At 68.5% G+C, this 14,948-nt stretch carries 13 protein-coding genes and 2 pseudogenes; 7 read left to right on the top strand and 8 right to left on the bottom strand.

The features are described from left to right. The first annotated feature begins 3 nt into the window (after positions 1 to 3). Both ACFVT1_RS38155 and ACFVT1_RS38150 read left to right on the top strand, forming a co-directional pair. Positions 4 to 3,030: a Helicase associated domain protein gene (locus ACFVT1_RS38155; RefSeq protein ID WP_389804633.1), complete on the top strand. Its 3,027-nt coding sequence runs from the start codon at positions 4 to 6 to the stop codon at positions 3,028 to 3,030. Positions 3,031 to 3,560: 530 nt separating this feature from the next. Then, the gene (locus ACFVT1_RS38150) at positions 3,561 to 3,926 is read left to right on the top strand and encodes a hypothetical protein (RefSeq protein ID WP_389804631.1); all 366 of its coding nucleotides are present in this window, start codon (positions 3,561 to 3,563) and stop codon (positions 3,924 to 3,926) included. Positions 3,927 to 3,955: 29 nt separating this feature from the next. Here the strand turns inward: ACFVT1_RS38150 and ACFVT1_RS38145 are convergent, their stop codons facing one another. After that, positions 3,956 to 4,228: a hypothetical protein gene (locus tag ACFVT1_RS38145; RefSeq protein ID WP_389804629.1), complete on the bottom strand. Its 273-nt coding sequence runs from the start codon at positions 4,226 to 4,228 to the stop codon at positions 3,956 to 3,958. Between the two features lie 60 nt (positions 4,229 to 4,288). On the opposite strand from ACFVT1_RS38145, the gene ACFVT1_RS38140 reads away from it, so the two are divergent. Then, on the top strand, positions 4,289 to 5,614 hold the full coding sequence (locus ACFVT1_RS38140) for a hypothetical protein (RefSeq protein ID WP_389804626.1): 1,326 nt from the start codon (positions 4,289 to 4,291) through the stop codon (positions 5,612 to 5,614). An 82-nt stretch (positions 5,615 to 5,696) separates the two neighbouring features. On the opposite strand, the pseudogene ACFVT1_RS38135 reads toward ACFVT1_RS38140, so the two are convergent. Continuing rightward, positions 5,697 to 5,820: pseudogene (locus tag ACFVT1_RS38135) on the bottom strand (N-acetyltransferase); the annotation flags it as partial. Positions 5,821 to 6,113: 293 nt separating this feature from the next. On the opposite strand from ACFVT1_RS38135, the gene ACFVT1_RS38130 reads away from it, so the two are divergent. Next, a complete protein-coding gene (locus ACFVT1_RS38130) occupies positions 6,114 to 6,737 on the top strand; it encodes a hypothetical protein (RefSeq protein WP_389804625.1) in 624 nt (207 codons plus the stop codon). Between the two features lie 301 nt (positions 6,738 to 7,038). Here the strand turns inward: ACFVT1_RS38130 and ACFVT1_RS38125 are convergent, their stop codons facing one another. Together ACFVT1_RS38125 and ACFVT1_RS38120 are read right to left on the bottom strand one after the other, a co-directional pair. After that, the gene (locus tag ACFVT1_RS38125) at positions 7,039 to 7,251 is read right to left on the bottom strand and encodes a hypothetical protein (protein ID WP_389804622.1); all 213 of its coding nucleotides are present in this window, start codon (positions 7,249 to 7,251) and stop codon (positions 7,039 to 7,041) included. A 639-nt stretch (positions 7,252 to 7,890) separates the two neighbouring features. Continuing rightward, the gene (locus tag ACFVT1_RS38120; RefSeq protein ID WP_389804620.1) at positions 7,891 to 8,454 is read right to left on the bottom strand and encodes a GNAT family N-acetyltransferase; all 564 of its coding nucleotides are present in this window, start codon (positions 8,452 to 8,454) and stop codon (positions 7,891 to 7,893) included. A 213-nt stretch (positions 8,455 to 8,667) separates the two neighbouring features. Here ACFVT1_RS38120 and ACFVT1_RS38115 point away from each other — a divergent pair. Next, positions 8,668 to 9,954: pseudogene (locus ACFVT1_RS38115) on the top strand (Helicase associated domain protein); the annotation flags it as partial. 129 nt (positions 9,955 to 10,083) lie between these two features. On the opposite strand, the gene ACFVT1_RS38110 reads toward ACFVT1_RS38115, so the two are convergent. Together ACFVT1_RS38110 and ACFVT1_RS38105 are read right to left on the bottom strand one after the other, a co-directional pair. Then, a complete protein-coding gene (locus ACFVT1_RS38110) occupies positions 10,084 to 10,734 on the bottom strand; it encodes a response regulator (RefSeq protein ID WP_389804617.1) in 651 nt (216 codons plus the stop codon). Positions 10,735 to 10,736: 2 nt separating this feature from the next. Further along, positions 10,737 to 11,933 carry a sensor histidine kinase gene (locus ACFVT1_RS38105; RefSeq protein WP_389804615.1) on the bottom strand — a complete coding sequence of 399 codons (1,197 nt, stop codon included), beginning with the start codon at positions 11,931 to 11,933 and terminating at the stop codon, positions 10,737 to 10,739. 179 nt (positions 11,934 to 12,112) lie between these two features. Between ACFVT1_RS38105 and ACFVT1_RS38100 the strand changes: the two genes are divergently transcribed. Then, positions 12,113 to 12,628 carry a YceI family protein gene (locus tag ACFVT1_RS38100; protein WP_389804613.1) on the top strand — a complete coding sequence of 172 codons (516 nt, stop codon included), beginning with the start codon at positions 12,113 to 12,115 and terminating at the stop codon, positions 12,626 to 12,628. A 714-nt stretch (positions 12,629 to 13,342) separates the two neighbouring features. Beyond that, positions 13,343 to 13,690 (top strand): DUF1330 domain-containing protein, encoded by a 348-nt coding sequence (locus ACFVT1_RS38095; protein WP_389804672.1) that lies wholly within the window; start codon positions 13,343 to 13,345, stop codon positions 13,688 to 13,690. 149 nt (positions 13,691 to 13,839) lie between these two features. Here ACFVT1_RS38095 and ACFVT1_RS38090 read toward each other — a convergent pair whose 3' ends face one another. Continuing rightward, a complete protein-coding gene (locus ACFVT1_RS38090; RefSeq protein ID WP_389804610.1) occupies positions 13,840 to 14,073 on the bottom strand; it encodes a hypothetical protein in 234 nt (77 codons plus the stop codon). After that, positions 14,042 to 14,758, bottom strand: coding sequence for a hypothetical protein (locus tag ACFVT1_RS38085; protein ID WP_389804607.1), 717 nt, complete (start codon positions 14,756 to 14,758; stop codon positions 14,042 to 14,044). The genes ACFVT1_RS38090 and ACFVT1_RS38085 overlap by 32 nt, the downstream gene beginning before the upstream one ends. Positions 14,759 to 14,948: the final 190 nt, after the last annotated feature.

Genomic DNA, 14,948 nt, shown 5'->3' with positions numbered 1-14,948 from the left:
GGCATGGCACATCGGCGCAGCACTACCGCACTCAGCGGCGTGCCCGGGGAGGGGCGTGCGGCGCGCAGGGAGGCAGCGGCCGGCGCGGTCGTGCCCACCATCGGCTGCGGCGCGGCAGGACGGGTGGCCCCGCTGCGGGGAGAGCTGACGCTGTCGTTCCTGAGCAGGCTCGCCGCCCGCTACCACCTCACCATCCGTGACCTGCTCGCCGCCGTCACCGATGTCGGGGGCCTGCAGAACCTCACCGGCATGCTGTACCCGGACAGCGAGATCCACCTCAACGCCCAGGCCCGCAATCGCGTTGCCACGCTGTGCCGCGTTCCACCACGGGTGCTCGAGCGGGCCCTGCCCGCATGGAGGAGGGAAGAGCCGGGCGGCAAGTACGGGGCTGGGCCGGTTGGGCGGCTGCTGCGCGGTGAGGAGGCCGTCGCGGCCTGGGGCCCGGCATGCCCTGCCTGCACCACAGCCCGCACTGGGCGCGAACTGCCCGCGCGCCGGTACCTGGCCCCGGAGGAGCGGGTGTGCGCACGCCACCGGTACTGGCTCCTGTACGTGCCCGGCAGCAGCGGCCTGCCCGTGCCCCTCGGCCGGTGCCCGGAGGTGGTCGATGCGCAGCGACGGCATGCCCGGTTGCTGCGCCGTTCCCCTGCCGGCGCGCAGGCCTTCGACGTCGCCCGCGCCGTCACCGGGTTCTGGTGGGAGCAGCCCTGGCCGGGCGAGGAGCAGCTATGGCCTGCCCGCCTCGAGGCCACGCGCCCGGACGACGCCGATCCCGGCTGGTGGAAGGCGGCCGCCCGCGACCTCATCACCTACCCCGAGGCTGTTGCCCTCGCCCGGCTGCTGGCCGACCACCCCCTACAGCGGCGCACCGCCGCCGAATCCGGCGGCCATCTCCCCTACCGGCTGGGCGAACTGCCCCAGCTACTGGCCGACATCGCCAGTCGGCTCGGCCGGCCATGGCTCGACCGCCGCCTCGCCGACGTCACCCACGGACCGCTGTTCACCTGGGCACACTCCCTGGTACGCACCCGCAGCGCGACGCCCATAGCGCAGAAAACACTGTGGAGGGTGCACTCGGTACACCGGCCCCGTCCCCTCAGCGACTTCCTCCCGCACCCGCCAGACGCCGCCGACGACGACCCGCCGGTGCTCCGACCGAACCCGGCCAAACGGCTACGCGGCCACAGCCTCCAGGCAGAGCACGCCTTCGACAGGAGCCTCGCGCACGCCCGCGTCTACCACCAGCGGCACGGGCACCTGGCCGTCCCCAAGGAAGACGTGCACGACGACTACCCGTTGGGCACGTGGCTGTCCAACCTGCGCACCCGCCACACCCGCATGCCCACCCACCAAGCCGCCGCCCTCCACGCGCTCTACCCGTGGTGGAACGCACCCTGGAGCACACTGTGGCAGCGCACCTGGCACCAAGCCCGCGACCACACCAAAACCCACGGCCCGCTCCAGCCCGCCAGCGGCTTTCCCACCACCAGCTACAGCCTCGGCGAATGGCTGTACCTGCAGTGCACCCGCTACCCCGCCCTCCACCCCGAACAACAACGCCTCCTCACCCAGATCGGCATCGACGCCGCGGCGGCGGCCGCCGCCCACCCCAGGCGGCGCAGCTATGCAGAACGCTTCCAGGCAGGACTGGCGCATGCCAGCGCCTACGCCGCCGAACACGACGGGCTGGCGTCCGTGACCTCCGCAACCGTCCACGAGGGGTTCCGCCTGGGACAGTGGCTGGCCAACCAGCGCAATCACCGGCGCTCCCACCGCCGGCCCATGCCCGCCGACCGGGCTCAGGCACTCGCAGACATCGATCCCTGGTGGAACCCGCCCTGGCACCTGACGTGGCAGCGCCACTACTACCGCGCTCGCGGCGCTGCAGCCGACCACTTCCTCCAGGCCGAGAACGGCTTTGATGACCTTGCCGATTCTGGGGCCGCCAACTGGCTGTGGCGCCAGTGCGCCATGTACGACGAGCTCCACCCCGAACAGCGGCAACTCCTCGCCGACATCGGCATCACTGCTGAGGTAGCCCGCACAGCCCAAGACCATGCACGTACGGCCTCCAAAACATCGGCCATGGACCGGGTCCCGGACATGGAAGACACGGCAAGCCGCGCCAGAAAACTTGCAGACCCTGCGGCTCTCACCGGTCGACGTCACGCTCGGCGTGCCGCCAAGTTGCAGCGTCCCCGCGGCCGCCTCGGGCACCGCCCCGATCTGCGGCCCGGCTTCGAGACAGCCCTGGCACACGCCCGGGCCTGGCACGCCGAGCACGGCCACCTTGCAGCTCCCCGCGACACCCGGCACGACGGCTACACCCTGGGCATGTGGCTGTTCAGCCAACGCAACCGCGCCAAACAACGCGCCCGAGCCGGACTGCCACCCTCACCCCACCTGAGCGAGCTGGCCGCGATCGACCCGTGGTGGAACCCGCCGTGGGACCTGCACTGGCAGCGCAACTACTACCGCGCCCGCGACCACATCGCTGCGGGCAACCCGTTCGACCCCGTCGCCCGCATCCCTGCACCGAGCACCGTCCTGGGCAGCTGGATCACCCGGGCCTGCCTGCAGTACGACCAGCTCCACCCAGACCAGCAGCACCTGCTGAACGCGGTCGGCATCACCGCTCAGACAGCCGAGCAGTGGCCGCCCAGCCTCCGCCCCCGGCCCCACGCCGAAGCCCTCACTCACGCCCGTACCTGGGCTGGCGAACACGGCCACCTCTGCCCGCCGATCAAGACCGTCCACGACGGCTTCCCCCTCGGCGAATGGCTCAACCGACAGCGCGAACTCGCCAAGAAACGCAGCAGCCCCTCCCCCACCCAGCAAGCACTCGCCACGATCGACCCCTGGTGGAACCCTCCCTGGCCCATCCTGTGGCAACGCGCCTACCACCACGCACACATCCACCCCCGCCACCCGGAAGCCCGCAACTGGCTCCAAAACCAACGCCGCGGCTGGCTACTCCTCCACCCCGACCAACAACACCTCCTCACCACAGCCGAACTCGTCAACGTCTGAACTCCCCCTCCGGTCAGCACCGGCACCTTCCGACTTGGGTCGGTTGGCCCTCAACCAGCCTGGGTCGGCAAGAGCTTCGGACGTAATCTGTCCGAAGAGGTCTCAGACGGCGGCGTGATGACCGATACTGGTGGGAAGGTCTGGCGTGCCCGCACGAGGATGCACGAGGCCGAAGAGCAGAAGAAAAGGCGGCGCGGAAAAGGTTAATGAACCGGCTTAAGGTCTTTATCAGCATTCTTTTTGTTAAGAACGCTATATAGCCCACCCTGCCCAAAAAGCCGAAGAAAACCTCCGCTAAAACCGCCGAACAAAGCCTTTAAAACACCCTGCGGGACCAGTGAACCGGTCTCCCAAAGGGCTGACAGGTCTGCCGTAAAACACCACCGGCCCGCCCTACGGCGGCGCCGGTCCTCGGCATGCCCTGACACCACGGCACACCAGTGCCGCCTCTCCCCGTCCCAGCCGTCCACGCACGGCTCGTTCAGGCATGAGGCGGCCCAGCCGTCACGTGCTGGAAGGGCATCCACGCGATGAACTCGTCCTCTCTCGCCCCTGTCTCCGGCCTCCTGGCCGGACTCCCCGCCGTCCTCGCCGGCGCCCTGGGCGGCGCACCCTGGTGGGCCGTCGGAGTGATCGTCATCGCGGCATACCTCGCCGTCCCCCTCACCAGCCTGATCCTCGAACACTCACGACAACGAAAAGGAACACTGGTCGATGAGAAATTCGCAGCCACGCTCGATCAGATAACAGACCCCGAAAAGAGAATCCAAGCCATCATCAACTACCGCCAAGCCACAGCCCTCGCCACTACTCCCCAGCCACCACCCGACCCGCCACCAGGAGCACTACCACCCACCGACCCTGACAGCGGCAGCCAATCACCAGCACCCGCGTAGACGACAAGGAGCAGCCTTCTACGCTGGCTTCATGACCGAGGCCGATCTGTCTGCCAGTCGGTGAGACTGTCGTGGTGGCCGTCGGGACGGTCCAGCTGGATGTCGCCCTCGGGGGTCAGCAGGTAGGGCTGGTGGGCGCCCATGTCGGCGAGCAGGTCGGCGGCGAGGGCATAGGCCGTGACAACGGCCTCACGCTTGTCGGTGGCGAGGGCGGTTAGGTTCGCGGTGGTCTGTGCCGGGGTTCTCGGGATTGGTCCGACGGAGCCGTGCTGGAAGTGGCGCTCGGAGACGACAAGACGCACGGGAGTGATGCCGCGGAAAACCTGGGCGCCCGGGGCGGCCGGTCGCGTCTAATGGCGCCCATGACCCCATCACCTTCTGCCTTATGGCGCTTCATCGACAAGGACGATGCCACCGCGCTGACGCTCGTCGTCGACACTCCGGCCGGGGTCTACACCCGCCGTGTCCCGCCGGCGCTGCCTCTGGCCCCGGGTGTCGAGCACGGCCCTGCGGCGGAACAGGCGGCCCATCATGCCGCGGCGGCCTGGGGTCTGCCCGACTTCGTCTTCCGCCAGGCCGCCCACGCCCAGAAAGGATCAGGCCTCCGTGAACTCGGTGACCGCCTGCTGCTGGCCGGCCATCGAGGTGCGGTCGTGCAGGTCAAGGCCCGCACCATCGTGCCCAAGGACGACACCGCAGAAGCCGCCTGGATCAAGAAGGTGGCCACCAAGGCGATGAGCCAGGCGAAAGGGACCGTCCGGCAACTGCGGATGATGCCAGCCGACATGGTCAACGGCCGTGAGCGGATCCTGAACGTCGACGGCAACGCCTACGAGTGGATAGCCGTGTTCCTGCTCGACCACCCCGGTGTCCCCGCGGGCACGGTGGTCACCTGGCAGGAGATCGGCATGCCGGGGATCGCGCTGACCCGCCGCGACTGGGACTTCCTCTTCGACCAGCTGCGCTCCACCACTGCAGTGCTGGACTACCTCTTCCGCGCCGCGAAGGAGCCCTCTGTCCCACTCAGCGAGGAACCGGTGCGCTACTACGAGTTCGCCGCCGCGGACGCCGACGCCTCGCCGGCGCAGTTCGACACGGAGCTCGTGGGCCCCGGAGGCGTTGCCTACTCCACCCCGCTGCTGCCTCAGGCCCCGGCTGGGGACGACGGCACCCAGGCCCACCTCGTGATCCGGCTGCTGTTCGAGGACATAGCCCTCAGCCCTCTGAATCCCCCGCTGACGGAAGCCAACCGTTTCGCTCTCCTTTGCGACCTCGACCGGCTGCCCGTCGGCGCCCGCACCGAATGGGGTCACCTGCTGGCCGACATGCTCCGCGACGTACCCGAGGTTCCCGAGGAACACTGCAAATGGCGTTTTCGGCGCATGCTCCACGAGGACGACACCCGCCAGCTCATCTTCGGAGCGGCCACCCTTCTCGACTCCCGCGTCAAAGCCGCTTTTCAGGCTTACGTGCTGCTGCGGCATCACGAGGTCACCACGCGTACCGGACTGGCTGAGCAGACCGCCACGCTCGGTGTCCTGCTCACCCCCCGCCGCGGCGGGAACTCACCGTGGGACACCACCAGCATCCGCGTCGAAGGCCACCTGGACCTCCCCGACGACGAACTTCAGCTCTACCGGCAGGCATGGAACCGCACCCCCGAAGACGGCACCGCCGTCCCGGGCTGACCGGCTCACCGGCCCGCCGTACCGCGGTGAGCCCCGGACGCCACGCCGAAGGGGCCAGATGTGCCGGGAGCCGTGCTGCGCGTCAGGTGACGGTAGAGCTGCGGCGTTCCAGGAGGACGACGCGCGCCAGTGGCGTGATGGCGGCCGATGCGCTCACGATGGCCGATGACGCGGAACCCGGCGCGCTCGTGGAGGGTGAGGCCGGCGTCCTCGCCGTGCTCCTCCCGCCCGACCGGCCACCGTTCCCCGTCATCGGCAACGACAACGACAACGACAACGACAACGACACCCTGCATAGCCTTGACGCGCTCATCGGCCTCGACACGCTGCACAGCCGCCTCGGCCCACTCCTCGCCGCCCCAGCAGCAGACCCCGACAACCCCCAGAACGAACACCCGGCACGCGTCCTCCAAGCACTCCGGGAACACCGCGGCAACCCCCCAGTCCGCGGCTGACCACCCCCTGCCTCATCCCTCCGGACAAGACGGAGCAGCAAGCCGTGACAGACCAACCACTCGCGCTCGCGCCCGATCGATGGCAGCGCCTCGGCACCGCCCACCAGGCCTACACCGAGACCGTCAGCCCTTACTACGACGAGACCCTGCAGGAAGTGACACGCCGTGCGTGCACCAGCGGAAGCATCGGCAAAGCCGACATCGGAGCACTGCTGATGTGGAAACGGCTCAGGGCCGATACGCCCTGGGCCTCTGAACTCATGGCGCTCGCGGACGCTGACGTACGCCGCGCAACCGCCGCGGCCGCGACCGCCGCCCGGGACACCTCTCTCAGCCGCCGCTCGGCAGCGCAAGCCGGCCGAGCAGCCCTGGCCTCACTACCTGGCTTCCGTACTGGTGACGCCCTCGCTTCCGCCGTCCTCACAGCAGCCGCACCGGACCGCATGGCCGTCTACGACCGCCGAGCCCACAACGGACTGCGCACCCTCGGTATCCCCCTCAGCCACGCACCCGGCCGCTACAGCCGCTACATAGAAGCGATCGACCAGCTCCTGACCGCCGCTCCAGACCCCATCCGCAACTGGACCGCGCGCGACATCGACACTGCCCTGTACTGGATGACCACATACCAGCACTCAACGAATCTGATCAACACACCCGGAACATGACCACACCTGACCAGCACCCGCTCCACCTGATGAAGCAGCAGCTCAGCTCAGAGAACTGAAACCCGGTCCCCCATCACCAAGCGGTGAGAGCTCGACCCGGAACACTATCGCCACCCACACCAAACTGATCAGCCCAGGCCAGCCCACCACCCACTGATCAGAAAAACCGCCCCTGGACAAGACGCTCGTCGACCTCGGACTGGAGTGGGCGACCGTCTGAGCTGAGGTCCGCAGCGGGTCCGTTCCGAACGGTACGGACCCGCCGTGCTTTCTTACTTTCTGGCCGGGCGGGACAGCTGGTCTACGCGGCCATGTCCTGTTCGTGGCTCCCGCTGTCGCGCGTCACGATGCGGAGGGGGATCGCGGCCGCAGCCTCCTCCTCCTGCTGCTGGCTCCTCTCGACTTGAGCGAGCAGCTCCTGGTGGGCTGTGTTCCACTTGTTCTCCGCGCCGAGGTGAGCGTGGGCCCGGGCCGCCGCGGAGAGCCACGGTTCGAGGTCGACGGGGCGGACCACGTAACAGGCCTTGAGTGCGATCTCTCGATTTCGTGTCAGTACGCGACCTGCGCCTATAACAGCCCGGTGACAGTACCGACACCGCCGATCTCTCATCTCATGACAGTGGCAGCACGTCCGGCGAGCCCGACGTATGACTCACTGACCAGTACATCCAGGCAACACACGGGGAACCCGCCACTGTCACACCATTCACTGACACGAAACCGAGAGATCGCACCTACCGGGCCACCGACGCGGGATGAGCTTCCACCGTCGGTGTGACACAAGTTTTTGACGGTTGATGATCTGAAGTCATCCAGGTGAGGGCGAATCATCCTGCTTCGGCCCCGATCGCGCGAGGGTGCCCGGGGCCGGCTCAGAAACTGGGCGCAGACGCACATGGCCGAGGTCCTCGCAAACCGCGAGAACTACGACTCTCGCACGTCCTGACGCCTCACATCCAACCGTCCAACAGCACTACATTCATCGGCGCTACACCCTCAACTGCGAAGAGCCCGGTTGATCGTCAGCGAGAGGCGCCCCCGGGCCCCTTGAGGGGGCGTCGGGGGCTGTAGGGTCGCAGCTTTGATGTCAGATGCCGATGCTGTGACCTGGGGATGTTCTCGCTGTCTCAGGTCGTGTCGTTCAGCTGCAGTCTCAGGAACGTGTCATTTCCTCAGATTCAGAGATCGATGAGCATGAGGACTTCGTCGCGATCGTCGCCGGACCCGAAGCGGAGGGCTCCTGGCCAGCGCCCGATCTCCTCCAGCCGAGGCTTCCGTAGAAGGTCACCAGCCCCTCTCCAGCACGTGCAGCCAGGTGCAGTTGCTCAAGGGCCATATCCTCACGCGCGATGCGATGAGCTTCCTTCACCAAGGCGCTGCCGATCCCCTGCCCGCGTCTGCTGGTGTGGGTTTGAACGTGATGCAGCGTTCCCCAGTGGGCGATGAGGGCGTAGGCATCGCGGCGAATGTTGAGCCAGCCCACCAGTTCGTCATCGCCCAGGGCCATCAAGAGGCGGCTGGTTCTGGCGGCGAGGCTTTCGAGGATGGTCTCAAGGGCCGGGGCGACATCCCGTTCGTCGATGGGAGGGAACGGGAAGCCGGCAGCGCCGCCGACGTTGGAGACATCGATCCAGCAGTTGATGAGGGCCTGGCACCGGTCCTGGCCGATGTCCTGCGCGGTGGTCGCCTGTGCTAAGCGGAGCGAGTCGGAATGCATGCAGGGAGGGTCCCAGCAACCACTGACTTCGATGTACCGCCTTCCTGACAGTGAGCCACCTGTAAATGCACCGCTCCACGTCAGCCACCGAGACGCAAAGCACCACCTCGTGTCAGCAGCCAGCCGTCGCCATAAGCCAGAGACCTGCAAGAAGACGCCCACCTGATCAACCGTCACTGCCACCAGCTCACCGACATGAAACCGACACATCGCAACCTCCGTACGGTCATGACCTTCCACCAGAAGGTGGAGGAAGCCGCGACGTTCGCGGAGAAGCTGCCCGAGACAGCCGCGGAGCTGTACACCACCGAGATGTCGGAGCTGGCGGAGGCGGACAAGAAGGTGAAGGAACTCCCCGCGTCGTCGATCGGCGCGGAGCTGTACGAGCTCGAGGCCGGCCGCCACGTACCCCCGGACCGGGTGTGGTCGGCGTGGCTGTGCGGCGACCACCTCGTCAACGAGCGGCGCGAGGTCCTGCGCCAGTTCGCCGACGGCATCGACGCAACCGCGCGCCGTGTCCACCGCGCCTTCCTCGCCAGCGTTCGCGTGCTTGGTGAGGGCGTGGACATCACCGGTGAGCGGGGAGTCGAGGCGGTGTGCTTCGCGGACACCCGCGGCTCGCAGGTGGAGATCGTGCAGAACATCGGCCGGGCGCTCCGGCTCAACAAGGACGGCAGCACCAAGGTCGCGCGGAGCATCGTGCCGGTGTTCCTGGAGCCCGGTGAGAACCCGACCGACATGGTCGCCAGCGCCTCGTTTCGCCCCCTTGTAGCGGTCCTCCAGGGCCTGCGCTCACACGATGAGCGCCTGGTCGAGCAGCTCGCCTCCCGCGCCCTCACCAGCGGCAAGCGCAAGGTACACATCCGGCGCGACAAGGAAGGACGGATCGTCGGGACCGGAGGCGAGAGCGACGGCGAGGACCAGGAGCAGGGCGACACCGACGCCGCTGCCGAGTCGGCCCTGCTGCAATTCTCCAGCCCACGCGACGCGGCGACCATCGCGGCCTTCCTGCGGACGCGGGTGTACCGGCCGGAGTCGCTGGTGTGGCTGGAGGGCTACCAGGCCCTGCTCCGGTGGCGGGCAGAGAACCAGATCACCGGCGTCCACGCCGTGCCCTATGACGTTGAGGTCGAGGTCGGCGCCACGAAGGACTTCCCCCTCGGACGGTGGGTGCACCAGCAGCGCAAGGTCCTGCGGGCCGGGGAGCTGGAGGACCGGCGCAAGGTCCTCCTGGACGCGCCGGAGGCCGGGATGGTCTGGGAGCCGGGCGAGGAGGCGTGGGAGAACAAACTCGCCGCACTCCGGTCCTACCGGCGGGCCACCGGACCCCTCGCGCCCCGTCAGGACGCGGTCTGGGGCGAAGGCGAAGCGATGATGCCCATCGGGCAGCACATGGCCAACCTCCGCCGGAAGGGCCAGAAAAACGGCCTGGGCAAGGACTCCGAGCGGGCAGCGGAGCGCGCGGCGCAGCTCACAGCGATCGACCCGGACTGGAACTGTCTCTCACACCACTGACCCAAAACCGAAAGATCGCAGGCAAGCGCAACACCGCGCACGCGTCAGCCACTACAAACGACGAGGTCACAGCCCTTGAAATGAGCTTCCGTCACACCAAACGCGGTTGCAGTATTAGGAGTCGACGATCCCCGCGTCGTGGGCGAGAAGGCCGGCCTGGGTGCGGTTGACGCAGCCCAGTTTGTCCAGCATCCGCGACACGTAGCCCTTGATCGTTGCCTCGGAGAGGTACAGCCGCGCCGCGATCTGCCCGTTCGTCAGGCCCTTGCCGAGGCCGGCCAGGACCTGGGCCTCCCGCTCGGTCAGCGAGCCGACCAGCTCGCGTGCGCGGTCGCGGGCCGAGAGGCTGTCCGTCGACGCAGCGATGAGCCGGCGGGCCGCGGAGGGCGAAAGGACAGTATGCCCCTGTGCGGCCGTCCGTACGAGCCCGATCAGCTCCTCCGGCGGGGTGGATTTGATCAGGAAGCCGGTCGCACCGGCCCGCAGGGCGCGCAGCACGTACTGGTCGGCGTCGAAGGTCGTCAGCACCACGATGTTCGGCGGGTCCGCGAGCTCGTTGATGCGCTCGATCGCGGTCAGCCCGTCCATGCCCGGCATGCGCAGGTCCATCAGGACGACGTCCGGGCGGCTGTGCCGGACGGCCTCGACGCCGGCCGCGCCGTCGTGCGCCTCGTCGACGACCTCGATGTCGTGGGCCGAGCCGAGGATGGTGCGCAGGAACACGCACACCATGGGCTCGTCGTCGACCACTACTACTCGAGCCACGTTCACACCGCCGATTCCGCGGTCGGGACGTACGCGGGCAGGGTCGCCTCGACGCTGAACCCGCCGTCGGGACAGGGTCCGGCACGCAGGGTACCGTGCACAAGCTCGATGCGCTGCCGCAGATGGGCGATTCCCAGACCCGAGCCGGTACCGGTGAGGGCGCTGCTGGGCCTGCCGGTCGGTGGTGTGTTGTGGACCGTGAGCCGTACCCGCGCCTCGTCGTACTCCACCCGCAGGGTCACGCGCGCGCCGGGCGCGTGCTTGCGCACATTGGTCAGCGCCTCGCGCAGGACGCGGTAGGCGGTGCGCCCGACCACCGGTGAGGCGAGCGCCGGGTCGCCCTCCTCGGTCAGCTCGGTCGGTATCCCCACGGCGATCGACTCGGCGACCAGGTCGGCGAAGCCCGCCACCGAGGGCGTGTGGTCGCCCTCGGGTGCGGTGCGCAGAATGCCGACCAGGTCCCGCAGCTCGTCCAGGGCCTGGCAACCCGCGGCGCGCAGTTCCTCCGCCGCCTGCCGGGTCGACTCGTCCTGCGCCGTCACCCGCAGGGCTCCGGCCTGCAGCACCATCAGGCTCACTCGGTGCGTGACCACGTCGTGCATCTCGCCGGCGAGCCGCGCGCGTTCCTCGGCGCGGGCCTGCTCGGCCAGGAGGTGGCGCTCCCGCTCGGCGCGCTCGGCGCGTTCGACCAGTGCGAGGACCATCCGCCGACGGGCCTCGAAGCACAGCGCCAGCAGCGGCCCGACCGCGGTGCGCAGCAGCCCGAGCGTCATGATCGTGACCGACGGATCCCAGGGCCGCATGACGACGAGGGTGAAGGCGGCGAGCGCGACGAACGCCGCCCGGCGGTTCTGCTGATAGAAGAGCGGGCCGTAGGCAGCCACCAAGGTTGAAAAGGGAGCCCATGTGTTCCCGTGGTGCGCCGGCGTCAGCGCGCCGGCCGGTGAGGTCAGCAGCGTCACCGCGAGCGTGAACGCGCCGAGCACGCCGACGACGGTGAGCGGGGCGATGCGGCGGACGGCCAGCGAGGCGCAGGCGAGTGCCTGCACGCCCAGCATGACCCAGGCGAGCGTGTCCGGGCGGTCCGGCCACCAGGTGGCGCCGACCAGCGTCGTGCCGGTGTCGAGCAGTACGAAGGCGACCGCGACCGCCACGTCCACGGCGACCCAGTGCCGACAGTGCCACGGTCCGTCAGTCATGACGCTCACCGTAGAACATGTCTGTTGTTGCCTCGCCCGCGCCGGGATCAACCACGTACCTCAACCTCGGGCGGACCCTACGAAAGTCGCATGCCGCCCGCGACGACCATCCCTTCGTCGCTCCGGGAACCAACCGCTCGCCCTGCCGCGCGGCGGGCCCGCTGCCGTGGAATGAAGGTATGGATGCGACAGGCAATCCCTTCACGACGACTCCCCGGCTCGGTCGTTACACGATCGACTCGAACAGTTCGTCCATCACGTTCAGAAGCAGACACCTTTTCGGCCTCATGCCGGTGCGCGGCACCTTCGTGATCCGCGGCGGCACGATCGACCTGGCCGAGCCGCTCTCCGAGTCGCGCCTGCGCGTCGAGATCGACGCGGCGAGCTTCAGCACGGGCAACGACCACCGGGACGGCGACGTACGGTCGGCGAAGTTCCTCGACACCGACCGGCACCCCCTGATCACGTTCGTCTCCGACAGTGTGGACACCACCACCGTCTCCGGCACGCTCACGGCGTGCGGAGTCGACCGGCCCGCAAGCCTGTCGATCGTGCACTCCGAGGTGCTCGCGGACACGTTCACCGTCCGTGTCACTACCCGGGTCGACCGTACCGAGTTCGGTGTGACGGCGGCCCACGGGATGGCCGGGCGCCATCTCGAACTGACGCTGAAGGTCACGTGCGTCCATACCTGACGCCGACGCCCGCGCGCCGAGCGACGGGAGGCGGCCGTGTCCAGCGCGGTCGTGGTGGAGGACCTGCACAAGGGCTACGGCGCGGTGCGGGCCGTGAGCGGGGGTGAGCTTCACCGTCGAGCACAGGGAGATCTTCGCGCTGGCTCGGCCGCAACACCGGCAAGACCACCACCATGGAGATCCTCGAGGGGTTCCGCGCCCGGGACACCGGACGGGTCGACGTGCTCGGCCTCGACCCGGGCGGCCGGGCCACCGAGCGCACCCTGCGCAAGTGGATCGGGCTGGTGCTGCAGTACATCGCGGTCGAGCCCTGTCCCGGTCATCGCGTTCTTCGGCGGCATCGGAGAGAGCGAGTTCTACTACAGGCGATCCGCGCTGCAGTATTACGTGTCCGTGATCGCCGCAGTGTCCGGACCCCACCATCGCGCGGGCTCATCAGCACGCTGCCGGGGCGCGCAAAAGGGGGACCTGCAGCGGGACAAACCCGGCGGCCGCGGCTCGTCCTGCAACCCGTCCAGCCGCCGCTCCACGAACCGGGCCCGCCAGCGCTCGACGGTTGTCGCCGTACCAGTGAACGCACCAGGCTCGAGTCTGAGTTACTCGGCGATGGAGGCCGTCACGACGGCGGGAACCTTACCTGGCGGGTCATCGACCCGGGTGCCTCCGCATGCCATGATCGGCGTCGTACGGAGCCCGACCGACTGGAAGGACACCATGCCCGCCTATGCCATAGCGCACCTGCAAGAGGCCGCCCCGGCCCCGGAGATCGTTGAGTACATCGAGCGCATCACCGCCACCTTCGAGCCGTACGGCGGCCGATTTCTCGTGCACGCCGCGCAGCACGAGGTGAAAGAGGGCAGCTGGCCCGGGCACGTCGTGGTGATCGGCTTCCCCGGGATCGCCGAGGCACGGGCCTGGTGGGACTCACCCACATACCAGAAGATCGCACCACTGCGCTCGCGGCACATCGAGGGCGACATCATCCTGGTCGAAGGCGTCCCCGAGAGCTACGACCCAACTGCCACCGCCAAGGCGATGCGGGAGACCCTACCTACCGAGTAGCCCCCAAGTTCGGGCCCGGCTCAGCGGCGCTGGGCCCTCTGCGGAATTCGCTCCCGCGGTAGCCGGATGCAGCAGCGGTTCAGCAGGTCGAGCACCTTGTGAATGCCGCCGCTGAGCACGTCACGAATCCTCTGCAAGGCAGCACGGCACTACCCGCCATAGGTTTCAGTGAAGTCGTGGTAGCGGCGCTCGACCGCTCCCTGGCCCTTGTAGTGGACCAAGACCTGGCCCGGATCAGCTTCCTCGGCGGACAACGAGGTCAGCAGCGCGTACCAGCCGTCGGCCGCAGCCTCGGCATTGAGGACATCCTCATCGAAGTGCCAGTCCAGAGCGGGGACGCCGTGCTCGTCCTCAGTGACGCGAAAGGGCGCAGGAAGCGACACGGCGCTTCGCCGCGATCACACCGAGGCGCCCGACGATCTTCTCGGCACTCTTGTGATGCCGTCCGCCGGCCGCCCCGGCGAGCTTGCCGAGATCGTCAGCCGCCTTGGTCAGGCGCTTGCCCCGGGCGGCCTGCTGGCCAGCGGCGTTCGCGGTGGAGTGAACTAGAATCCGCCGTACGTTGAGCTCGGGATCACTCTTCCTCGCCCCTTTCACAGTGGGGGTGTCCTCCAGCACCCGGTAGCTCTCACGCTGCACGGCTGTTTTGCCCGCATCTCTGCCCGACACCCAGTCCACAGTCGTGGCCCGGGTGAGGTCGAGGGCGGCATAGACCTCGTCCTTGACCTGTGCGGCCGGGGCCGGAGCGATGAACTGAACCCCGCTCGTCAGCAGGGCGGCGATGTTGGAGTAGGACACCAGCTTGGAGTCGGCGACCATCAGGAAGTCGCGGGTGCCGGCCATCGTGCGCAGGTCCTTCATCGCGCTGACGACCTGGCTGACCTCGGCCGCCGCTCCGTCGAAGACCCGGGCATGGACCGGGATGCCGCCGTCGGCACAGACCGCGAGCCCGGCCTGGACCTGTTTCAGATCCACCCGCCGGTCCTTGGGATGCCCGTAGCCAATAACCGGGAAATCCTCGGCCTGGCCCTCGGCCGGATAGGCGCCGTGGACGGACATGCTGGTCATGTCTCAGTGCAAACGGGACACATCGATGCCGAACTCGGCGATCGCCCGAGCCCCGACCGTCCCGGCAGAGCGACCGCGACTAGCGGCCAGAGGGCGTACTGCTCGACCCGGGCGGCCGGGCCAGCAACGGAGCCGGCGCGCGGGAACGGCCGCCAGGCCGTACATGAAGCGGCCCCGTTATCTGCGCCAA

It is taken from the genome of Streptomyces sp. NPDC057963, from assembly GCF_042887155.1.
Classification (GTDB): Bacteria; Actinomycetota; Actinomycetes; order Streptomycetales; family Streptomycetaceae; genus Streptomyces.
This window is presented reverse-complemented; position numbering and strand designations above follow the sequence as displayed.